The organism is Methylophilus sp. 3sh_L (assembly GCF_046766015.1).
Lineage (GTDB): Bacteria > Pseudomonadota > Gammaproteobacteria > Burkholderiales > Methylophilaceae > Methylophilus.
Genome location: NZ_JBKOUF010000001.1, coordinates 939,266 through 960,270, shown reverse-complemented (window position 1 = coordinate 960,270; position 21,005 = coordinate 939,266). Strand labels below are relative to the sequence as shown.

At 52.7% G+C, this 21,005-nt stretch carries 18 protein-coding genes; 2 read left to right on the top strand and 16 right to left on the bottom strand.

What is annotated here, in order from left to right:
• Positions 1-82: 82 nt before the first annotated feature.
• The 8 genes from ACIDF8_RS04825 to hemN all read right to left on the bottom strand — a co-directional run bounded on the left by ACIDF8_RS04825 (position 83) and on the right by hemN (position 11,532).
• The gene (locus ACIDF8_RS04825; RefSeq protein ID WP_412009448.1) at positions 83-775 is read right to left on the bottom strand and encodes a winged helix-turn-helix domain-containing protein; all 693 of its coding nucleotides are present in this window, start codon (positions 773-775) and stop codon (positions 83-85) included.
• Positions 772-2,337: a DUF4118 domain-containing protein gene (locus tag ACIDF8_RS04820; protein WP_412009447.1), complete on the bottom strand. Its 1,566-nt coding sequence runs from the start codon at positions 2,335-2,337 to the stop codon at positions 772-774. The genes ACIDF8_RS04825 and ACIDF8_RS04820 overlap by 4 nt, the downstream gene beginning before the upstream one ends.
• A gap of 15 nt (positions 2,338-2,352) precedes the next feature.
• On the bottom strand, positions 2,353-3,276 hold the full coding sequence (locus tag ACIDF8_RS04815; protein ID WP_412009446.1) for a hypothetical protein: 924 nt from the start codon (positions 3,274-3,276) through the stop codon (positions 2,353-2,355).
• Between the two features lie 39 nt (positions 3,277-3,315).
• Positions 3,316-7,308 carry an ATP-dependent RNA helicase HrpA gene (gene hrpA, locus ACIDF8_RS04810; RefSeq protein WP_412009662.1) on the bottom strand — a complete coding sequence of 1,331 codons (3,993 nt, stop codon included), beginning with the start codon at positions 7,306-7,308 and terminating at the stop codon, positions 3,316-3,318.
• Positions 7,309-8,011: 703 nt separating this feature from the next.
• Positions 8,012-8,431, bottom strand: a complete 420-nt coding sequence (locus ACIDF8_RS04805) for a hypothetical protein (RefSeq protein ID WP_412009445.1) — start codon at positions 8,429-8,431, stop codon at positions 8,012-8,014.
• Between the two features lie 22 nt (positions 8,432-8,453).
• Positions 8,454-9,296 carry a DNA ligase gene (locus ACIDF8_RS04800; RefSeq protein ID WP_412009444.1) on the bottom strand — a complete coding sequence of 281 codons (843 nt, stop codon included), beginning with the start codon at positions 9,294-9,296 and terminating at the stop codon, positions 8,454-8,456.
• Between the two features lie 124 nt (positions 9,297-9,420).
• Positions 9,421-10,137, bottom strand: a complete 717-nt coding sequence (locus tag ACIDF8_RS04795) for a sulfite exporter TauE/SafE family protein (RefSeq protein WP_412009443.1) — start codon at positions 10,135-10,137, stop codon at positions 9,421-9,423.
• 9 nt (positions 10,138-10,146) lie between these two features.
• Entirely contained in the window at positions 10,147-11,532 is a 1,386-nt protein-coding gene (gene hemN / locus ACIDF8_RS04790; protein ID WP_412009661.1) for an oxygen-independent coproporphyrinogen III oxidase, read from the bottom strand.
• Between the two features lie 236 nt (positions 11,533-11,768).
• Here hemN and fnr point away from each other — a divergent pair, with 236 nt between their 5' ends.
• The gene (gene fnr, locus ACIDF8_RS04785) at positions 11,769-12,488 is read left to right on the top strand and encodes a fumarate/nitrate reduction transcriptional regulator Fnr (RefSeq protein WP_412009660.1); all 720 of its coding nucleotides are present in this window, start codon (positions 11,769-11,771) and stop codon (positions 12,486-12,488) included.
• A gap of 31 nt (positions 12,489-12,519) precedes the next feature.
• Positions 12,520-13,374 (top strand): hypothetical protein, encoded by an 855-nt coding sequence (locus ACIDF8_RS04780; RefSeq protein ID WP_412009442.1) that lies wholly within the window; start codon positions 12,520-12,522, stop codon positions 13,372-13,374.
• Positions 13,375-13,453: 79 nt separating this feature from the next.
• Here ACIDF8_RS04780 and ACIDF8_RS04775 read toward each other — a convergent pair whose 3' ends face one another.
• From ACIDF8_RS04775 to ACIDF8_RS04740, 8 genes are all read right to left on the bottom strand, one after another.
• Complete coding sequence (locus ACIDF8_RS04775; protein ID WP_412009659.1) at positions 13,454-13,675, bottom strand: FixH family protein; 222 nt, start codon at positions 13,673-13,675, stop codon at positions 13,454-13,456.
• A 92-nt stretch (positions 13,676-13,767) separates the two neighbouring features.
• Positions 13,768-15,213, bottom strand: coding sequence for a cytochrome c oxidase accessory protein CcoG (gene ccoG, locus ACIDF8_RS04770; RefSeq protein WP_412009441.1), 1,446 nt, complete (start codon positions 15,211-15,213; stop codon positions 13,768-13,770).
• Between the two features lie 17 nt (positions 15,214-15,230).
• Complete coding sequence (gene ccoP, locus ACIDF8_RS04765; RefSeq protein ID WP_412009440.1) at positions 15,231-16,127, bottom strand: cytochrome-c oxidase, cbb3-type subunit III; 897 nt, start codon at positions 16,125-16,127, stop codon at positions 15,231-15,233.
• A gap of 30 nt (positions 16,128-16,157) precedes the next feature.
• Positions 16,158-16,295 (bottom strand): cbb3-type cytochrome oxidase subunit 3, encoded by a 138-nt coding sequence (locus ACIDF8_RS04760; RefSeq protein ID WP_194747960.1) that lies wholly within the window; start codon positions 16,293-16,295, stop codon positions 16,158-16,160.
• An 11-nt stretch (positions 16,296-16,306) separates the two neighbouring features.
• The gene (gene ccoO / locus ACIDF8_RS04755) at positions 16,307-16,933 is read right to left on the bottom strand and encodes a cytochrome-c oxidase, cbb3-type subunit II (protein WP_412009439.1); all 627 of its coding nucleotides are present in this window, start codon (positions 16,931-16,933) and stop codon (positions 16,307-16,309) included.
• A gap of 10 nt (positions 16,934-16,943) precedes the next feature.
• Positions 16,944-18,380 carry a cytochrome-c oxidase, cbb3-type subunit I gene (ccoN, locus tag ACIDF8_RS04750; protein ID WP_412009438.1) on the bottom strand — a complete coding sequence of 479 codons (1,437 nt, stop codon included), beginning with the start codon at positions 18,378-18,380 and terminating at the stop codon, positions 16,944-16,946.
• A 141-nt stretch (positions 18,381-18,521) separates the two neighbouring features.
• Entirely contained in the window at positions 18,522-18,659 is a 138-nt protein-coding gene (gene ccoS / locus ACIDF8_RS04745; protein ID WP_194747968.1) for a cbb3-type cytochrome oxidase assembly protein CcoS, read from the bottom strand.
• Positions 18,660-18,669: 10 nt separating this feature from the next.
• Positions 18,670-20,958, bottom strand: coding sequence for a heavy metal translocating P-type ATPase (locus tag ACIDF8_RS04740; protein WP_412009437.1), 2,289 nt, complete (start codon positions 20,956-20,958; stop codon positions 18,670-18,672).
• Positions 20,959-21,005: the final 47 nt, after the last annotated feature.

Below are 21,005 nucleotides of genomic sequence, written 5' to 3'. Positions count from 1 at the left end.
TGTGCAATCAGGCGTATATCAATCGCATATACATGATGCAATGTTTAAATGATTAAAACGGCATCCGTGATGGCAGCAATGGTTAAGCCAACCGGTAACCGATCCCCAGCTCGGTTAAGACAACTTTAGGCTCAGCAGGCTGATCCTCCAGTTTGGCGCGTAACCGGCCGATGTGGATACGCAGATATTGCGTGTCGTCCAGATATTCCGGGCCCCACACAGCTTGCAGCAATTGTGCGTGAGTGAAGATACTGCCAGGTTTACTGGCCAGCTGCATCAGTAAAGCATGCTCAATCGGCGTCAGGTGCAGAGGCATTCCCGCCTTGGTGATAATTCCGCTGGCGCGGTTGATGCTGATCCCGGCGTGCTGATAGAGATGGTCGCGCATTTGCATCAGGGCCGTGCGCCGCAAAGCGGCCTGTATCCTGGCCAGTAATTCCTGCAAGCCAAACGGCTTCATTAGATAATCATCTGCGCCTAAGTTAAGGCACTGCACTTTGTCTGCCTCATCCTGCCGCGCTGAGAGCACCAGGATAGGCACATCGGAATACTGGCGCACATGCGGAATCAATTGCTCGCCCTGCCCGTCCGGCAGGCCGAGGTCCAGAATCACCATGGCAAAACCGCTGGCCTGACGGGCTTGGGCCAAATCCCGCGCATGCTGCACTTGATAGCCATGTGCAGACAATGCAGGCAGCAGAAACTGGTAAACACCGGGATCATCTTCAACCAGCAGCAGGTGTGGATGCGCGTGTTGATCGACTGGCTTGCTCATGCGACCTCTTCTGGACTCAAGCTGTTGCTGGGCACAAATGGAAACAGCATACGCACGCAGGTGCGCTGGACGATAGTAGGCTGATCTAATGTGGCTTGATTTGATGGCGCTTGATCTAATGACGCCTGCATCAGCTGCAATTGTCCCTGATGCAGTTGCATGATGGTATTGACGATGCTCAGGCCCAGACCAAACCCGCGGCTACCACTGCGCGCAGCGCGGCGTGAGTGAAAAGAGGCAATCTCGAAGTCGGGCGCAAAGCCTGGACCTTCGTTGATCACCGCCAACACCAGCCAGCCGCCTTCCCTCATCAATTGCAAAGCAACGGGGGTTTCAGTCGTGCGCCATTGCAACGCATTATCCACCAGGTTGGAGAGCGCATGCGCCACCAGCACCGCATCCATATGCACCAGCCATTCTTCGCTTTTATCGCCTGAGCTAAAGGCCAGGGCGACTGGCGGTGTGCGCTGCAAATAGCGCTGCGTAACATGTTGCACCACTTCTTGCAACGACTGCCACTCACGGTGCAATGCGCGCTCACCCGCTTCAAGCTTGACCAGGGTGAGAATGTTTTCAGTCGCCTGGCTTAAATACCCCGCCTCCGCCTGTATGCTTTGCAATAGCTGCGATGACTGCGTGGGCGCCAGCGTAATCTGCTGGTCGGCCAGCACATTGGCTGCGCCCAGAATCGCCGTGAGTGGCGTACGCATATCATGTGACAACGCCGTTAACAGCGTTTTTTTGAACTGAGCCTCACAGGTCTCACGGGCGGCGTCTGCCAGGGCAATTTGCTGCCTGAGCTTGAGCGTGGCCTCAGCACATTGATGGACCAGCCGTTGTAAAAAATGCAGGTCTGGTGCCTGACCAAGCGGCATGGCGACAACCATGACTTCAAGATGTGGCAGACCAAACGGGAGTAAACAATGGCCGAGTTCCGGCCAATCCTGAGTCCCCGCGCCTATGGCACGCTGGTAGTCTAGCGCCCATTGCACACTAGCAGGCTGCACCTGCAATGCTGGCGCACCGGCCAGCCGCTGCAGTGGCATGCCTGGCATCAATTGCACCACGCACACTTGCCAGCCAAACGCCTGTTGTAGCTGCTGGCAAGCCGCCTGCAACAAGTCTTCAACGCGCATGTGGCTGGATAATACTTCTGCCAGCGTTTGAAAAAAACGGGATTGCTGCGCGGCCAATTGCGCCTGCTGCATTTGCAGCTTAAGCTGCTGCATGGCACGGCTCACCGTGAAGGCCAGCACAGCAAACACCATCAGCATCACCCACGAGTGCAGGCTCGCCACGCGCAAGGTGTACCGCGGTTCAATAAAACAGAAATTGATCAACAGGACTGCAGTCACCGCAGTCAGCATGGCTGTGGCAAACCGCAAAAAATAAGCCGCCCACAATACCCATAACATATACAGCAAGGTGAGCAGCGTCACGCCGAGGTTGGCAAACTGCCAGACCCCGGCCAATGTAGTCAAGGCCATGCCTGACCACAATACCAGCTGGAATTGCCAGTCCTGACGATGCGACGTTGTGGGGGTTACAAAGTCGTCTGCCATTGGTGTATGCGGGCGCTAGTGGCCGTAAATATCCTGGTTTTTATAATTGGGCCCAAAGAACTCTTTCATCAAAAAGTCTTCGAGACCGGCACTGTCTGCAGGCCGCGCAGACAAGGTCACGGTGCGGCCCAGACGGTTGGATATCCAGTCAAAATCGCCGTTATAGTGCTCACGGATAATGTTAATCATGCGACGTACCATCACCAGCCGGATATCCTCGCCACTCCGCGCTTCCACCTCGTAGTATTGGGTATTGGCCGAGGTGTAATCATTGACCCAGCCTTTGAAGCTAAAGGTCGCGTTGAATGGATCCATGCGGCGGATCTGGAATAAGCCGTTGGTGCCAAACTTGAGGTTATTCATGATGTTTTTGGTGCGGCGCTCATCCTCGGATGGCCCACGCTCTGCCGCTGCCGCTGCATCATTGACTTGCTTGGCCGCCATTTCATCGGCAAAACGGTCCGTCTGCTTGCGCTTGATCATGCTGGAAAAATCTTCCACAGGCGGCGGTGGCAGGTTAGGCGTAGGCTCAGGCTTGGGTTGCGGCTTAGGTTGCTGTTGGGGTTCGGGCAACTTAAAGGCATTATCCGGCCGTTGCGATTGAATAATCTTTTTAGGCAACTTGGGCTCAGCCTTGGCCTTTGGTTTAGGCTCTGGCCGCGGTTGCGGCATCGGGGGGATTTCTGGCGGCGGCTCAACCACCTTGGGCTTGTTGGGCACCGGCAACCCCAAGTCCAGCACAATATTCAGCGGCTCTTGCGCTGGCTCCTCAAGCGGTTTGAGCAAATCAAGTAAAAACCCCCAGAACAAAATCGCATGCAACAACAGCGACACCAGGATAGCCCACATCAGGCGTGCCGGAATCCGCAATACGCGCTCGCGTTGCTTGGGCTTTAGCCAATTGGGCGTACTGAATGGTTCAAAGGGAGAAGGCTGCATGAACAGGATGGGTCACAGGTTAGCAGTGGTCACGCGATACTATTGCATTTCTTGCCAGAGTTTTTCAAGACGTTTGATTGAGACAGGATAAGGCGTTCTTAATTCCTGCGCAAATAATGATACACGCAACTCCTGTAATTGCCACGCAAAGTCTTGTAACTGGTTGGTTACAGGCTGGTGCGCCTTGCGCAGCTGCTCGATTTTTTGCTGCCAACGCTGCTCAAGTTGTGCCAATGCCTGCGCATGACGGCTATCACGCTCTATGCTGGTCGGATATTTGTCTATACGCAGCTTGATGGCTTTGAGGTAACGCGGCAGGTGCGGCAATTGCTCCCAGGGGGTATTACTGAAAAAACCTTGGGATAACAAGCCCTGTAATTGTTGCTCACACTCGCGTTTGATTTTCTGCGTCACCGGCGTCATTTTCTGTAACTGGGCAACCAGCACCTGATACTCATTGGCAATCAGTTGCGCCTGCCGGGTCAGCGCCTCGGTCACCGCTGGCAAGCGGGTCCGCGCCCGCGTCTTCAGTTGCATAAACTCGGCATTAGTCCGCGGTAACTCGTCCTCGGCGATAAACGCACGGTCAGCAATGCATTGCAGCATATCTTCACGCAACTGGTCAGGGTTCATAATGGCGCGCAACAGCAAGGCATATTGGTTAAAGCCGGGCAGGCCTTTTTCTAGCTGCTTGACCTGCTCCTTGAGCTCAAAACGCATCAGGCGGCAGACGCCTTTACGGTGCGCGGCCAAGGCCGCTTCTGGCGTATCAAACAGTTTGATGGCCACACTGTCACCATTGTCCTCCAGCCCTGGGTAGCCGGTCAGTTGACGGCCATCTTTGCTAAAGGTGAGCGTTTTTGGCAAGTCGCCAAAATCCCACTGCTTGAGCCCGGATTTTTCAATCCCGGGTGAGCCAGTCCTAAACGTCAATTGTGCGGCAGAGCCCAGCTGTTTTTTGAGCTGGTTCCAGTCGCGCCCCATGCCAAGCTCGCGGCCTTTTTCATCGACCACGCTAAAGTTCATGCGGTGATGCGGTTCCAGGCCGGCCAGATCAAACTCTTCCGGCTTGAGCCTCAGCCCGGTTTTTTGCTGGATAAACTCAGCCAGGGCGGGTAATAATGGCTGCGCCGTTTGCTTGGCCTCAAGAAAACCAGTCACAAACTCCGGCACCGGCACACAGACGCGGCGCAGGGTTTTGGGCAAGGCTTTAATCAGCGCGGTCACTTTGTCGCGTACCATGCCTGGCACCAGCCAGTCAGTGACGGTAGCATCCAGCTGGTTGAGCAAGGCCAGTGGTATCGTCGCCGTCACGCCATCCAAAACATGTCCAGGCTCAAAGCGGTATTTGAGTGGCACGGTTTCGCCATCGATGACCATGCTCTCGGGAAACTGTACTTCTGTAATGGCGCTGGCACCATGCCGCATCAGCGATTCCCGGGTCAGGTATAGGACTTTGGGATTGGTCTTTTCGGCATCCTGACGCCACTTCTCAAACGCCGCACCGTTGTAAACGCGATAAGGATCGGCTATGGGCGGCACTACCTGGTCATAAAATACAAATAACTGGTGTTCGTCGACCAGCACGTCCTGACGTCTGGCTTTATGCTCCAGTGCCTCTACTTCGGCAATCAGGCGGCGGTTAGCTTCAAAAAACGGGGCCCGCGTATCAAACGCCATATTGGCCAAGGCTTCGCGGATAAAAATCTCGCGTGCCTCGCTTGGTGCGATCGGCCCATAATGCACGCGGCGTTTAGGCACAATCGTCAACCCATACAGGCTGACCCGCTCCCAAGCCACCACCTGCGCGGTTTTACGGTCCCAGCGCGGATCGGTGTAATGGCTTTGTGTAATGCCTTTACCGCCGCCCTCGTGCGCAATCGGTTCTATCCAGTCCGGGTCGATTTTTGCAACGCCACGCGCATACAGCTTGGTGGTTTCGACCAGTTCGGCAGCCATTACCCACTTAGGCCGGTTTTTCTTCAGCACCGAGCCAGGCGCAATGGTAAAGCGGATGCCACGCGCCCCGGCATAGGTTTCGCTATCGCCATCTTTAAAGCCGATATTGCCTAGCAAGCCGGACAGCAAAGCGCGGTGGATTTGCGCGTAATTCGCTTCTTGCTGATTAGGCTTGATATCGAGCTCATCCACCATCTCCAGCAACTGTGCATGCAATTCACGCCATTCCTTCAGGCGCAAAAAGGAGAGAAAGTTCTGGTGACACTGATTGAGCAAGTCGCGGTTGGATTTCTTGGTTTTGAGCGCCTGCTCATACCAATCCCACAGCTTGAGATAACTCATAAAATCAGAGTCATCGGCCTTGAATTTGGCATGTGCATTGTCGGCAGCCTCACGCTTGTCCATGGGCCGCTCACGCGGATCCTGGATACTTAGCACGCTGGCAATGATCAGAATCTCGCGCACGCAGCCTTCTTTTTTGGCGGTCAGAATCATGCGTGCCACACGCGGATCCAGCGGCAAGCGCGCCATCTGGCGGCCCAGTTCGGTAATCTCGCGGCGCTCGGTCACCGCGCCCAGCTCTTGTAGCAACTGATAGCCATCGCTGATCAGGCGTGAAGAAGGGGCTTCAATAAACGGGAACTCAGCCACATCGCCCAGGCGTAAATCCGCCATGCGCAAAATCACGCTGGCCAGCGAGCTACGCAAAATCTCTGGATCGGTAAATGCCGGACGCTGGTTAAAATCCTCCTCACCGTACAAGCGCACGCAAATACCATTTGAGACACGGCCGCAGCGCCCTGCCCGCTGCTTGGCCGCCGCTTGCGAGATTTTTTCAATCTGCAATTGCTCGACCTTGGCGCGCGGGCTGTAGCGGTTGACCCGTGCCAGCCCCGTATCAATCACATACTTGATGCCAGGCACCGTCAGCGAGGTTTCCGCGACGTTGGTGGCCAGCACAATGCGGCGCTGACCACTGGGCCGGAAAATCTTCTGCTGATCTTCTATGCTCAGGCGCGCAAACAGCGGCAGAATCTCAATCGACTTGAGTTTGGGCGAGCGGCCCTGGTATTTACGCAGATGCTCTGCTGTATCACGGATTTCACGCTCACCCGGCAAAAACACCAAGATATCGCCATCACCCAAACGCAATAAATCCTCGGCCGTATCAAGGATGGCATCTTCCATCACCTCTTCTTCGTCATCCTCTTCCAACCAGCGTGTCTCGGTGCGTGGCGGCTTGCGCTTGATCCCCATCAGGTCTTGCGCAAAGCGGTCTATATCATCCAGCCCATCATCCACCGGCACCTCAACGGCCACCATGGTCGTCTTGTTGCCTAAAGGCCGGTAACGGATTTCCACCGGATAGGTGCGCCCGGACACCTCAATCACCGGCGCGCCATCAAAGTGGTTAGAAAAGCGGTCCGCATCAATCGTCGCCGAGGTGACAATGATTTTTAAGTCTGGCCGCTTGGGGAGTAACTGTTTGAGATAGCCCAACAGAAAATCAATATTCAGGCTGCGTTCATGCGCCTCGTCGATAATAATGGTGTCATAGCCGTTAAGGAATTTATCGCTCTGCGTCTCCGCCAGCAAAATACCGTCAGTCATCAGTTTGACATAACTATCGGCAGACAACTTGTCATTAAAGCGCACCTTGTAACCCACCGCCTCACCCAGCGGTGTTTTCAGCTCCTGCGCAATCCGTGACGCCACCGAGCGCGCAGCAATCCGGCGTGGTTGGGTATGGCCGATTAACCCGCTGACACCGCGCCCTAGTTCGAGGCAAATTTTAGGCAATTGCGTTGTTTTACCGGAGCCGGTTTCACCGCACACAATGACTACCTGATGCTTGGCAATTGCCGCCGCAATCTCATCCTTTTTAGCACTCACCGGTAACTCTGGCGGGTAATCAGGCTGAGGCAACGCCGCCTGGCGGGCTTGCAATCTTTGCTGCGAAGCTTGCACCTTATGTGCGATATCAACCAGAGATTTATCGACAGGTTTGTTTTGTTTAAGCGCGTCACGCAACTGATTCAACCGGCGCTTGAGCGGAAAGCGGTCAGCCAGCATGCACTGGGAGAGTTGTTTTTCGAGTTGGCTGATGAGTTGGATGGAGGAGACAGCGGTCATAGGGGGGTGATTTTATCATGGCATGCGAATGGGGATGCAGCATGACGGCTTACATCTAGCTTAAGATTTACGCTCGTAGTCAGATTTGTTGGGCTTTTTGCTTGCAAGGTCTGTTCTGTTTATTGTGCGCCAAGTGTTGACTCGATGAGTGACTTTTCGCCTTTTCGGCGAGTTCCTTTTCTTTGCTTGTACAAAGATAAAGTAACCAAAAGAAAGTGCACCCCAGCTTCCGCTTGTTTCCTGCGCTACTCGGATTGGCGGGCGGCCATCGAAACTCGCCCTGACAAGCCACAGACTTCGTGGCTTGTTGCGGAACTCGGACAGCCGATGGCCGAGTACTCCCGCCAACCCTGTGTTGCTCGGCGCGGCAGATGGGGACCCCGGAACACCATGCGACTGCCATTGTTGGCGGATTGAATAAAAGCATTATTTTTTTGAACGGTCCAAACTTCTACGCTCGTAGTTTGGCGAGACAAATCCCATTCCATCACGCTGAGTAGCGGAGACAAAGTAAGGGAGCCGCCAGGCCGTGATGGCTGGGGGCCCTCTTCTTTGGTTACTTTCTGTGGGGCAAGCAACAGAAAGTAACTCGCCTAGAGGCGAAACCAACGCTACACAAAATACTTGAGCCTTAAAACAAAAATTACTTCCTCACGCACTCCTCGACTCCCGTATTGCCACCTTTAAACCCAGGCTCAAAATAAAACTTCCTAAAACTCAACTGCCCCTTGGCATTTTTCTTAAATTCGGCAATCCCGGTTCCATAATCATGCGTCTTGCCACCATATTCGCCATTTTCCATCGGCAAGGCAAAATGCATCGCCGCATGCATGCCGTGCGCGGCGGCGTGGCCTTTATAAGTGCCATAGTCCGGCACAGCCAGTTCAAAATCATAGCTGGCATCCGCGCCTTTACTGTGCTCTGGGCGCAATTTCATGGTGACTGTGCCGGTGTATTTGCCTTCATGTGCATCGTCACCGGTACAGCTGTAAACACCGCTTAAATCCAACGCATAGGCGTTCATTGCAAAACATGTGACTGCGAGTCCAAGCATCCATTTCATTGTGTGATCCTTTCTGTTTCAATTATTCCGGTGGCCGCACCCTTAAAAAGCGGGCAAATTTTGGTTTGCCGTTTTTGGTGAGGTCGCGATAGGTAAACGTCACCTGGCTGCCGATAGGCGGTGGATGTGCCCGGTCAGCATCTTTAAAGCCAGTGCCAAGTTTGAAGCGTATGCCTTGCGCGGTTTCGACCACTAATGCACCCATTTTACCTTGGTATTTGCCTTTGCCGGGCACGTAGGCAAGGACTTTGGCTTCAGCATCCAGATGCGGCTTGAGTTTGAGCAACACGTGGCTACGGCCAGTCAGGTAAGGCGCATCGGCTTGATGCAACATGAGGCCCTCACCTTTATGCGCCACTACCCAGTCCAGCGTGCGCTTGAGCGCGGCGGTATCTGCTACGCGGAACTGTTTGATGGCTTTGAGGTAGCGGCTAGGGTGACGCTGGGCCAGTTGCTCGATTTGCCGGGCGCGTTGTACAAAGGAACCTGGTGCTGTGGGTAATTCAAATACATAGTAGGCGACGCGGCGCCATTCTGCTTCATCTGGCTGAGAGCGGCGTACAGTGGCAGAAAGCCGTTCGAATTGCGCGCGACCCATCCACAACTCGCCATCAAGCGCTTGTTTGGGGAAGTCTTTTACAAACCAGGCCGGAGCATGAATAGGATGCCCTTGGCGACTGATCAGTTGTTTGCCATCCCAGACGGCGCGTATGCCATCCAGTTTTTCACTGACCAGGTAATCATCGACATGGAGGCCGTCATGATAGACCTGGGCCAACAATATTTCTGGCACTTGCGCATAGGCTGATGTCAAATTGTGGCTGATCAACCACAGCCAAAAACAGATACGTAGCCATCGCATCATCGCCCCTCCCGAATGTTAATTTAATTTAACAATCGTAAGTTAGCGGAATTTAAGGGCGTAGGCAATACAGGGGGGTGAATCAGTCCAACTTGCGGCTGCGACTCAAGCCAATGATTGGGCACGGTTATAACAACTGGCACCACAGTTTGTCGTGATGCATGACATCCATCCACAGCGCTACCAGGCTGAGGGCAATCAGCAAGCCACCACTCAAGCGCATGCCTGCCGCCTCACTAAACCAGCGCGGCAGACTTTGCTGGCCAGCGCGCCAGAAAAACGGCGCCAAGGCGAGGATGGTGGCGGAACCGGTGGCAAAAGCGATCATCACCAGTGCGCCTTGCAACCATTGCGATTGGAGTGAGGCCAGCATCACGGCCGAGTAAAGCAGGCCACACGGGAGTAAGGCCCAGACAAAACCCGTCAACAGGTAACCAAATTTGGCATGGGAAGTATGCTGCTTGATCCAGGCCCAGATCAATTGGGCCCGCTGCACCGCCCATTGCGGCTGTCGGCCGAGGATGAGCAGTAAGACGCCCCAGGCAAATATCAGCGTATGCGAGAACGTCCATAGCGGCTGAAACAAATGACTTTGATTAGATAACCAGGCTAAACCGCGCAAGGTTTCGGCTGCAATGGCACCCAGCAGGCCATAGCCCAGCATGCGTCCCAGGTAAAAACTCCAGGGGATGGTCTGGACGACTCGGAGAGGAATGGAACGCTGGGGACTGGCGGGATTCGGCGGCGTTTGCATGGCGCCGCAAGCTGCGCCACACATCAGCACACAGTGCGGGCCGCCTGCCAGCCCCATGACAAAAGCAGTCAAGAGTAAACTGGCTAACATGCCAGCAGTTTAAAGGATTTTGGAGAACCTTGCACGGTTGGCATCGTGCTGCAAATAGCGATCAAACACCATGGCGATTGCGCGCACAAAATACCAACCCATTTCAGTCACTTTAAGGCCGTCTTCTTCAAGCACCACCAGCCCTTGCTTTTCTTTTTCCGCCAGCTGTGCAATTTCGGCTTGAAAGTATTGCTTGAAATTGACCATGTAAGACAACTCAATGGATTCGTAACTCAACTCGCCATGGCACATGACTGCCATAATGACGGCACGGCGGATCAGGTCATCGCGGCTTAAGGCCAGGCCACGCACAATAGGGAGTTGGCCTTGATCGAGGAAGTCGTAATACTCTTCGAGGGTTTTGGCATTCTGGCTATAAGTAGCGCCCACCTTGCCAATCGCCGAGACGCCCAAGGCCAGGATATCCTGATCAGCCATGGTGCTGTAGCCTTGAAAGTTACGGTGCAACCTGCCCTGCTGTTTGGCAATCGCGAGCGGGTCATCAGGCAAGGCAAAATGATCCATGCCGATGAACACATAGCCCGCCAGCATCAGTTGCTGAATCGCTTCCGACAGCATTTGAATTTTATCCACAGCATGCGGCAAGACTGCCTGCAAAATGCGGCGTTGTGGTTTAAAGCGCGATGGCAAATGCGCATAACCGTACAGCGCGATGCGGTCTGGCCGCAATTGAATGATTTGGCTAATGGTCTGGCGGAAGGTCGCCGGCGTTTGTTTGGGCAAGCCGTAAATCAGGTCGGTATTAATCGACTCGAACCCCATGGCCCGCGCTTGCTGCATCAAGCTTTCCACCTGCGCATAAGACTGTACCCGGTGCACGGCCTGTTGCACATCGGCATCAAAGTCTTGCACACCAAAACTGAGACGGTTAAAACCTAGATCATGCAGATGTTGCAGGCGCTGCTGATTAACAGTGCGCGGATCAATCTCTATCGAGTACTCCCCTTCTTCTGCAAATGCAAACGCTTGCCTGAACATCTGCATGAGGCGTGTCAGCTCTTCATCACTCAGAAAAGTTGGCGTGCCGCCGCCCAAATGCAACTGGTTAACCGTTTGCTTTTTGGCAAATTTATCCAGGTGCAAATCCAGCTCGCGCTGCAGGTAATTGAGGTAAATCGCACCCTGCTCATAGCGCTTGGTGACGATTTTATTGCAGGCACAATAAAAACACAGCGAAGCACAAAACGGGATATGCACATACAGCGAGAGCGGCTGCGCCCAGTTACTGATATTGCGCTGCTCGGCAGCCTTCAGATAAGCGGCGGCGTCAAACGCCTCCACAAAGCGGTCAGCGGTTGGATAAGAGGTATAACGAGGCCCGGAGACGTCATAGCGCTCAATATGCTCTTGAGTAATCAGCAACGGGGAGTTCATGGTTTGTGGCAAATTCTTTCCTATCGGTATCCCGCAACTGGGCTTTACGGGTTGAGTGGTGCTACTGTGCCATAAACCAATGCAGGGCTTTTTGACGCATGTCAAATGCACGGGGTAAGGCCTGCTGCATAATGCGCCTAAATACAAAAGGAAGAGGCCCGCCCATGTTCAATGAAATCGCAACCGAAGAAGCGTATAATTCGTCGCATGTTCAACGTCAGTCAAGGACGCCTGCCATGCACGCAGAATCCAGTTTCAAGGTCGCCTGCTCCAATTGCAACTTGCGTGAGTTATGCTTACCAGTCGGCTTGAGCACGGAAGAAATGACCAAATTGGATGGCATGGTTGCCACCCGCAAAAAAGTCAAACAAGGCGGTCACCTCTACAGCAGCGGCGATGCCTTCACCACGCTGTACGCGATCCGCACTGGTTTTTTCAAGACCTGCGTCGTTTCTGAAGATGGCCGCGAACAAGTCACTGGCTTCCAGATGGCGGGAGAAATCATGGGGCTGGATGGCATTGTCAGCGACAAACATAACTGTAATGCGATTGCGCTCGAAGATGCCGAAGTCTGTGTGATGCCTTTCAATCATGTGGAAGACCTGTCGCGCGAAATTCCTGTGTTGCAACGCCATGTGCACAAAATTATGAGCCGCGAGATCGTACGTGAAAACGGCGTCATGATGTTATTGGCCAATATGCGCGCCGAAGAACGCCTGGCAGCGTTCCTACTCAATTTGCTGCAGCGTCTGCATGCCCGCGGTTACTCCAAGAGCGAATTGATTTTACGCATGACACGTGAGGAAATCGGCAGTTATTTGGGTATGAAACTGGAAACAGTGAGCCGCACTTTCTCCAAATTCAGTGATGAAGGCATTATCGAGGTCAAGCAAAAAAATATCCGCATTCTGGACCACGAAAAACTCAAAACCATTTTTAATGCCAGCACCTGCTAGCGGGCATTTCCCTGTTTTAACTGCCTAAGGGATGACACAGCCTTTAGCTCTGTTTCATAGCCTGCGCCAGGTAGCAGAACAACAAGACTGGCAGTATATTTACCCAGTCTGGTCCCGCCGTGCACAGGGCCTTTCGATTGGCATCAACCTGCATCCAAACCACTGCTGTAACTGGCATTGCATTTATTGCCAGGTGCCCGGGCTGCAACGCGGCGCCTCGCCTGAGATCGACATGCCGCGCTTGCAAGACGAACTCACTGCTTGCCTGGATTGGTTAACAGAACATCTGCCAGCGGCGTCACTTGCCGTGTCTGACTATGTACAGGATATTGCCTTTGCCGGAGACGGCGAACCCACCACCTCACCGCAATTTTCTGCCGCCTTAAGCTGCGTTCAACAATTATTAAGCCAGAAACCTGAGGCAGATCGTCCGGCGCGGGTCAGGCTGATTACCAATGGCAGCCAGATGCATCTGGCCACCACACAGCAGGCGATGCACGTACTGCAGCAGATGGAAGGTGAAGTCTGGTTTAAGCTGGATGCAGGCAATGACGCAGAGATGTTGACCGTGAACGACGCCCGCTTGCCCCTCAGCTTGCATTTGCAACGGTTAAAGGCTTGTAGCCAACTGTGTCCGACTTGGGTGCAAACCGCTGTGATGCAGCGGCGAGTGGAAAACAAGCTGGTTACGACGCCGTCACTAGACGGCTATATTGAAGCGCTACAGCCATTCAAAGAAAATATTGCAGGCATTTTACTATATAGCATTGCCAGAGCTAGCCAACAAGATACGCAAGCCAGCATTCAAACGCCAGATTTAAGCCTGTTACAGCGATATGCTGCAGCCTTACAAGCGCGTGGTTTCAACGTACGCGTCTTTGCTTAAACGCGTCCTCAAAAAAGCTTAACCTCTCATCTAAGAGAGGTTAAAAGCAAGCCTACACGTTTATGATGCAGTAGAAGAATTACTGCTCAGCAGGTTTCAGGCCAGTCTGCGCATGGTTACGTGCCTGTATCGCGGGTGCCATGGCATCGGTTTGGCCTGCTTGTGCTTGCGCATCCAGCGTCTTGTTGATTTCTATCCCCTTGCGGTAGTAATCATCAATGGCCGGATCCGGGTGGGTAATGGCCAGATACAAGGTGATGAATGAAGCCACAATCACAGCAGAGGGGCCGCCAATAATCATCCAGACATAAGGGTTCTGATACCACCGTTTTGGGTCAGTCCCTTGCGTGGCCGGTTTCTGCTGTGTTTGATTCTGTGACAAAGTCTGCTCCATTAATTACTCGGCACGATAAAGACCGATTTTTCTTTGACCGTTTCGCTGCTTTGTAAATCCGTCATTTCAAAAAAGATTTTGTGCGAACCGGCGCGGGTCACGCCATCAGGCAATTCCAGCTCAACGATCACGTTACGGGTTTCAAACGGACGCAAGCCTTTGAAATCCTGGGTATTATCATCTGCAAAATGCACCACCAAGCCATCTAAGCCAGTGACCTTCAATGTATAGTCATGAACCGCTTCGGTATCATTTTCAAGTTTGAGGTTGTAGACGTTCTCAATCATGCCTTCATCGGTGTAGCGGGACATCACCGCACGGTCACGCAACACATCCAGCCTGAAGTCTGGCTTGAAGTATAGGCTGACGATCATCCCTACGGTCAGCGCTACCAGAATCGTGGTGTAAATGATCACGCGTGGGCGGAGCAGACGCTGCAGCATTTGCTGACGGGTCCAGCGGTTGGTCATGCCGTTTTGCGTGGAGTATTTGATTAAACCCTTGGCATAGCCCATCTTGTCCATCACGTCATCACAGGCATCAATACAGGCGCCGCAACCGATACACTCGTATTGCAAGCCTTTACGGATATCAATGCCGGTGGGACAGACTTGCACACAGATACTGCAATCGATACAACTGCCCAGGCCATTGGCATTTTCGCCAGCTTTTTTAGAACGTGCCCCGCGTGGCTCACCACGGGCCTCGTCATAGGTCACGATCATGGTGTCATCATCAAACATGGCACTCTGAAAGCGGGCATACGGACACATGTATTTGCAGACCTGTTCGCGCATGTAGCCTGCGTTGCCATAGGTGGCAAAGCCGTAAAAACAAATCCAGAAGGTTTCCCAACCGCCCAATTGCCAGCTCAGGATGTTAGGCACCAGCTCACGGATGGAAGAGAAATAACCGACAAACGTCACGCCTGTCCACAAGCCAAAACAGATCCAGGCGAGTTGTTTGAGCGTTTTGCGCGTGATCTTATTCAGATTCCATTTACTGTCATCGAGACGCATACGTGCGATACGATCGCCCTCGATTTTATTTTCCATCCACATATAAATCTCGGTATACACCGTTTGTGGACAGGTATAACCACACCATAAGCGACCGGCAATCGCCGTAAACAGGAACAATGACAACGCAGAAACAATCAGCAAAAACGACAGGTAAATGAGGTCCTGCGGATGAAAGATCAGGCCGAAGATGTAAAAGCGTTTCGCATCGAGGTCAAACAGCATGGCCTGACGGCCATCCCATTGCAGCCAAGGCACCCCATAGAAAAACAGTTGGGTGGCCCACACCATAACCCAGCGCCAGTTGTTGAATAATCCGGAGACACTACGGGCATAGATCTTATCTGCGGACTTATAAAGTGATAAAACCACCTCCTGTTCAGGGATGGTGGTTTTATTCACAGCGTTTTGTTTAATATCGCTCATGGATTATTTGCATTCGCCTATTTGTTGGAAAGACCCCAAACATAAGCAGTCAGCAAGTGAATTTGCTCTGGGCTGAATTTTTCTTTCCAGGCTGGCATCACATTGTTTTTACCTTCGTGGATACGCTTGATAATGGCAGCTTCACCTTGACCATGCAACCAGATGTTGTCTGTCAGGTTAGGTGCGCCAATCGCTTGGTTACCTTTGCCTTCTGGACCATGACAAGCAGCACAGACCACAAACTTGTCTTTACCGGCATTGGCACGACCAGAGTCATGAATACTGCCAGACAAGCTCAATACATAGTTGGCCACGTTTTTCACGTCTTCTTCTGAACCTACCGCAGCAGCCATTGGCGGCATGATGCCGTTACGGCCATTGGTGATGGTCAACTTGATGGTGTCAGGTGCGCCACCATATAACCAGTCGTGATCAGTCAGGTTAGGAAAGCCGCGGCTACCCTTGGCATCTGAACCGTGGCAAGCTGCACAGTTGTTCAGGAAAATACGCTTACCGATATCACGTGCCTCAGGAATCTTGGCTACTTCTTCTACTGGCATGGCTGCGTATTTGGCATACAACGGTGCAATCTTCTCGTTGTTTTTGGCCACTTCAGCTTCATACTGCTTCACTTCTGTCCAGCCGAACTTGCCATTGTAGGTACCCAACCCTGGGAACAGGTACAGATAGCTCAAGCCAAAAATCACGGTAATGATAAACAAGCCTACCCACCACATCGGCAGCGGATTGTTCATTTCCTTGATGCCATCCCACTCGTGACCATTGGTGTTATCACTATCCAAAGGCACTTTGACGCGGCTTGCAAAAATCAGCAGACCGACACAGAAAGCAATCCCGCCCAAGGTAATGGTCGAAATCCAGATCGGCCAAAAACCATTTACAAAATCATTCATGATGTTTTCCTTAACCTTTCCGCGCAGTATTTAGTCTTGATCGAACGGCAGATTCTGCGCGTCCTTGAATTGCGCGGAGTTGCGATTGCGCCATGCCCAAATCAAAATTGCCACAAACAGGACGAAACTCAGTACTGTAAAAAATATGCGTAGTATGTTGATATCCATGGCGCGTCTCCTTATTTCAGGTGTGTACCCAACACTTGCAGGTAAGCCACCAGTGCATCCTGCTCGGTTTTGCCTTTGATTTCATCCCCGGCAGCCTTGATCTGCGCGTCGGTGTAAGGCACGCCAACTTTACGCAGCGCAGCCATATGGTCACCAATGGTTTTGTCGTCAACCAGGTTTTCTTCCAGCCATGGGTAGGCTGGCATGATGGACTCTGGAACAACATCACGTGGGTTGTGCAGGTGCACGCGGTGCCAGTCATCACTGTACTTGCCACCAATACGGTGCAAGTCAGGACCAGTACGCTTACTACCCCATTGGAACGGGTGATCGTAAACGTACTCGCCAGCGACAGAGTAATGACCATAACGCAGTGTCTCAGCATGGAAAGGACGGATCATCTGTGAGTGGCAGTTGTAGCAACCTTCACGCAGATAAATGTCACGGCCAGCCAATTGCAATGCAGTATAAGGCTCCAAACCACGGATAGGCTCGGTTGTGGACTTTTGGAAGAACAAAGGCACGATTTCGACCAGACCACCGAATGAGATCGTGATGAAGGTCAACACGATCAGCAGGAAGTTGCTGGTTTCAATTTTTTCGTGAAAGTTGCCACTATTGTTTTGATGCGTTGCCATAGTGAATTCCTTAAGCGTGAGCAACCACAGCAGGCACTTCTACAGTCGCCGCTTTGCCGTTAGTTGCTGTTTTAATTGTGTTCCACAACATGATGACCAGGCCACTCATGTACAGGAAACCACCCAAAGCACGTGTGAAGTAGTATGGGAACTTGGCTTTCACACTCTCAACGAAGGTGTATGCCAATGTGCCGTCAGCATTCATCGCACGCCACATCAGACCTTCCATCACGCCAGAGATCCACAGCGCTGCAATGTACAACACCACGCCAATGGTTGCCATCCAGAAGTGCACTTCAATCGCTTTCACGCTGTACATTTGTTTTTGACCAAACAAACGTGGGATCAGGAAGTACAGGGAACCGATAGACACGAAACCAACCCAGCCCAAAGCACCAGAGTGCACGTGACCTACGGTCCAGTCAGTGTAGTGAGACAAAGCGTTCACTGTCTTGATCGCCATCATCGGACCTTCAAAGGTACTCATGCCGTAGAAAGACAGGGAAACAATCAGGAAGCGCAAGATAGGGTCAGTGCGCAGTTTGTGCCATGCGCCAGACAGCGTCATGATACCGTTGATCATGCCACCCCAGCTTGGTGCAAACAGGATCAAGGACAACACCATACCCAAGGACTGTGTCCAGTCAGGCAAAGCGGTGTAATGCAGGTGGTGAGGACCCGCCCACATATAAGTGAAGATCAATGCCCAGAAGTGCACGATAGACAAGCTGTAAGAGTACACTGGACGCTCAGCTTGCTTAGGCACAAAGTAGTACATCATGCCCAGGAAGCCTGCAGTCAGGAAGAAACCAACCGCGTTGTGACCATACCACCACTGCACCATCGCATCTTGTACGCCGGCATAAGCAGAGTAGGACTTCATGAAACCAGCTGGAATCGCTGCACTTTCAACGATGTGCAACAAAGCCACCGCCAGGATAAATGCACCGTAGAACCAGTTAGCTACATAGATATGTTTCACTTTACGGATACCGATGGTACCGAAGAAGTTAATTGCATAAGCAATCCATACCAAGGCAATCAGGATATCGATTGGCCATTCCAGTTCACCGTATTCCTTACCTTGGGTATAACCCAATGGCAGGGAAATCGCTGCGGAAACAATCACCGCTTGCCAGCCCCAAAAAGTAAAACTACTCAATTTGTCGCTAAACAAACGTGTCTGGCAGGTACGTTGCACGACATAGTACGAAGTCGCGAACAACGCACAGCCACCAAACGCGAAAATCACTGCGTTGGTATGCAGTGGTCTCAAGCGGCCAAAAGAGGTAAACGGCAGGCCCAGGTTCAGCTCTGGCCACACCAGCTGGGACGCAACAATCACGCCCATCAGTGTACCCACAACACCCCAAACCACTGCCATGATTGCGAACTGGCGGACTACACTATCGTTGTAGGTCGCAGCCTTCACGGTTGCATTTTGCATGGATTTCTCCCAATGATTAAAACAAACACCCAACACTAAAAAAACTTCTAGTTGTTCACCCTGATCTTCTCAGAGATGTCACAAATTTGATTTGACTCACATCAATACTGCTCAAGAATCCCCGGTCCTGCTTGAGAATTCCTAATCCTGCTCGAGAATTCTGGACCCCTCTTCCTCCAGGTCTTCAAATTGCCCGGTTTGAATGGCCCACCACAAGCCACCCAAAATCACAAACACCAGCAACACGGCCAGTGGGATCAGTAAATATGCAATTTCCATTGAGCGATGCCTAACCTTTCTGCCAGGCCGACTTATCCCAGTCGGTCAATCGCAATGCATTTAACAGCACCAGTAACGAACTGGCCGCCATCCCCAACCCGGCTAACCAGGCAGGTAGCAGCCCCATAATCGCCAAAGGCACCCCGGCCGCGTTATACAACGCCGCCCACAACAAATTCTGTTTTACGATGAGGATGGTTTTCTTGCAGTGCGAAATGAGCGAAACCAGCACGCCGATATCATTGCCCAACACCACCATATCGGCCTGTGCCTGCGTCAAAGGGACGCCGGAACCCATTGCAATAGAAGTATGCGCTGCTGCAATGACAGGGCCGTCATTCAAACCATCACCAACCATCAACACTTTCCGCCCCTGTTGTTGCAGCTGCTTGACATGCTGCAGCTTATCTTCTGCTTTTTGTAACCCTGCTGCGCGCTGAATACCCAGTTGCGATGCAAGGTTTTTAACGGCCGCTATTCTATCACCAGATAACAGCTGAATATCAAGCCCGGATGCAATTAATTGTGAAACCGCCGCCTTGGCGTGTGGCTTTACTTGCTCTGACAATGCCAATGTCGCCAGCATCTGGCCGTTGCTGGCCAGATAGACCGTCCGTAATGCTTCATGTTCCGGCTTCACCGCAATGCCGCAAAACTCAGCATTGCCCAATTTTAAAGGCATCGTCTCGCCGGTTTTTGTGATCAAGGTCGCAGACATGCCACCACCCACAATTTCTTGCCAATCTTGCAATTCAAGCAGGTCACTCGCGTCTTGGCGGGTGGCAAACACATGCAACGCCTGCGCCACCGGATGCAGTGAATCGCGGCTCATGCTGGCGATGATATCTAACAACGCCATGCGGTCTTGCGCGGGCGCCACCTCGACCAGACTCACCTCTTGCAAGCTCTCAGTCAGGGTGCCAGTCTTGTCAAACACAATGGTGTCAATTTCACTGAGCGCCTGGATCGCCTGTAAACGGCGGATCAGCACACCGCCCTTGGCAAACGTGCCAGCACTCGCCAGCATGGCAGCAGGGGTCGCCAGCGACAAGGCACAAGGGCAGGTCACCACCAGTACCGCCACCGCCGACATAATCGCTTTAGCCGGGTCGGTGGTCCACCAGAAAATCAGGGCATATAACGCAGCCAGTAACACACCCCACAAAAAGGGTTGCGCAACTTTATCTGCTAACAAGGCGATCCCAGGTTTTTCGGTCGAGGCAGAAGCCATCAGATTGACCAGCGCATGGTACTGCGTACCCTCACCCACCTGCTCCACTTGCATTTCAATGGCAGAAGTCAGGTTGCCAGAGCCGGCAATTACCGTGGCGCCAGCAGGTTTCAACACTGGCTCAGACTCACCGGTTAGCATGGACTCATCGGCACTGGTGTTCCCAGCGAGGATCTTGCCGTCTGCGGCAAACACCTCACCCGGACGCACATATAGCACATCGCCGACATTAATATTGCTGGCGGCAATTTGCACCCATTCACCGGTTTCATTTTTCTTAAGTACGGCATGCGGCAAACGCCGCATCATGTTTTCCAGCGCGCCTGCCGTGCGGTTGCGCAGCTTCACATCCAGCCAGCGGCCAACCAGTAAAAAGCTCACAAACATGGTCAGTGAATCGTAATACACCACATCGCCCCACCAGCCGCCTGGCACAAAGGTCGCCAAGGTGCTCATGATAAAGGCCGCCAGGATACCTAGCGACACGGGCACATCCATGCCTAATTGGCGCTGCTTGAGGCTGGTCCAAGCCTGGGAAAGAAATGGCGTCGCAGAAAACAGCATGACCGGCAGCGTCAACACCCATGATGCCCACTTCATCAACTGCACCATATCGGGGGCCATGTCATTGCTGCCTGTCCAATAGGTGGGATAGGCATACATCATGACTTGCATCATGCAAAATACGGCAACCACCAGCCGCCACAGCATCTTGCGCTGTTGCACCGTTCTGTCACTGATGGCGTTGTATTCGTTAAGCGGGAGGGCGGGATAGCCAATCTCATTGAGACCAGCAAACCATTGGGAGGGAGAAATCTGGCGGGCATCCCAAACCACGCGGACGCGTTTGGAAGCCGCACTGGCATGCACAGCCAGCACGCCGCGCATTTGTTTCATGGTCTGCTCTATGCGGCCACTACAGGCGGCGCAATGCATGTTGTCGACCCAGACATGCGAGGTCCATACCTCATTTGCAGAAGCATCGCGCTGACTAAACCGCTCCCACTCGGACTGGATATCCAGCCCTTGCCAGGGATTTGCACTGCTCACTGCTAAAGGGGTTGCCATTGGGTGATGGAGCATCCGTGAAACAATCTATAACTTTATATTATATG

Bases quoted from the DNA above. Each gene is read 5' to 3' on its own strand.
- ACIDF8_RS04825 (WP_412009448.1), bottom strand. From the start codon at position 775: ATGAGCAAGCCAGTCGATCAACACGCGCATCCACACCTGCTGCTGGTT.
- ACIDF8_RS04820 (WP_412009447.1), bottom strand. From the start codon at position 2,337: ATGGCAGACGACTTTGTAACCCCCACAACGTCGCATCGTCAGGACTGG.
- ACIDF8_RS04815 (WP_412009446.1), bottom strand. From the start codon at position 3,276: ATGCAGCCTTCTCCCTTTGAACCATTCAGTACGCCCAATTGGCTAAAG.
- hrpA (WP_412009662.1), bottom strand. From the start codon at position 7,308: ATGCTGGCTGACCGCTTTCCGCTCAAGCGCCGGTTGAATCAGTTGCGT.
- ACIDF8_RS04805 (WP_412009445.1), bottom strand. From the start codon at position 8,431: ATGAAATGGATGCTTGGACTCGCAGTCACATGTTTTGCAATGAACGCC.
- ACIDF8_RS04800 (WP_412009444.1), bottom strand. From the start codon at position 9,296: ATGATGCGATGGCTACGTATCTGTTTTTGGCTGTGGTTGATCAGCCAC.
- ACIDF8_RS04795 (WP_412009443.1), bottom strand. From the start codon at position 10,137: ATGTTAGCCAGTTTACTCTTGACTGCTTTTGTCATGGGGCTGGCAGGC.
- hemN (WP_412009661.1), bottom strand. From the start codon at position 11,532: ATGAACTCCCCGTTGCTGATTACTCAAGAGCATATTGAGCGCTATGAC.
- fnr (WP_412009660.1), top strand. From the start codon at position 11,769: ATGCACGCAGAATCCAGTTTCAAGGTCGCCTGCTCCAATTGCAACTTG.
- ACIDF8_RS04780 (WP_412009442.1), top strand. From the start codon at position 12,520: ATGACACAGCCTTTAGCTCTGTTTCATAGCCTGCGCCAGGTAGCAGAA.
- ACIDF8_RS04775 (WP_412009659.1), bottom strand. From the start codon at position 13,675: ATGATTATTGGCGGCCCCTCTGCTGTGATTGTGGCTTCATTCATCACC.
- ccoG (WP_412009441.1), bottom strand. From the start codon at position 15,213: ATGAGCGATATTAAACAAAACGCTGTGAATAAAACCACCATCCCTGAA.
- ccoP (WP_412009440.1), bottom strand. From the start codon at position 16,127: ATGAATGATTTTGTAAATGGTTTTTGGCCGATCTGGATTTCGACCATT.
- ACIDF8_RS04760 (WP_194747960.1), bottom strand. From the start codon at position 16,295: ATGGATATCAACATACTACGCATATTTTTTACAGTACTGAGTTTCGTC.
- ccoO (WP_412009439.1), bottom strand. From the start codon at position 16,933: ATGGCAACGCATCAAAACAATAGTGGCAACTTTCACGAAAAAATTGAA.
- ccoN (WP_412009438.1), bottom strand. From the start codon at position 18,380: ATGCAAAATGCAACCGTGAAGGCTGCGACCTACAACGATAGTGTAGTC.
- ccoS (WP_194747968.1), bottom strand. From the start codon at position 18,659: ATGGAAATTGCATATTTACTGATCCCACTGGCCGTGTTGCTGGTGTTT.
- ACIDF8_RS04740 (WP_412009437.1), bottom strand. From the start codon at position 20,958: ATGGCAACCCCTTTAGCAGTGAGCAGTGCAAATCCCTGGCAAGGGCTG.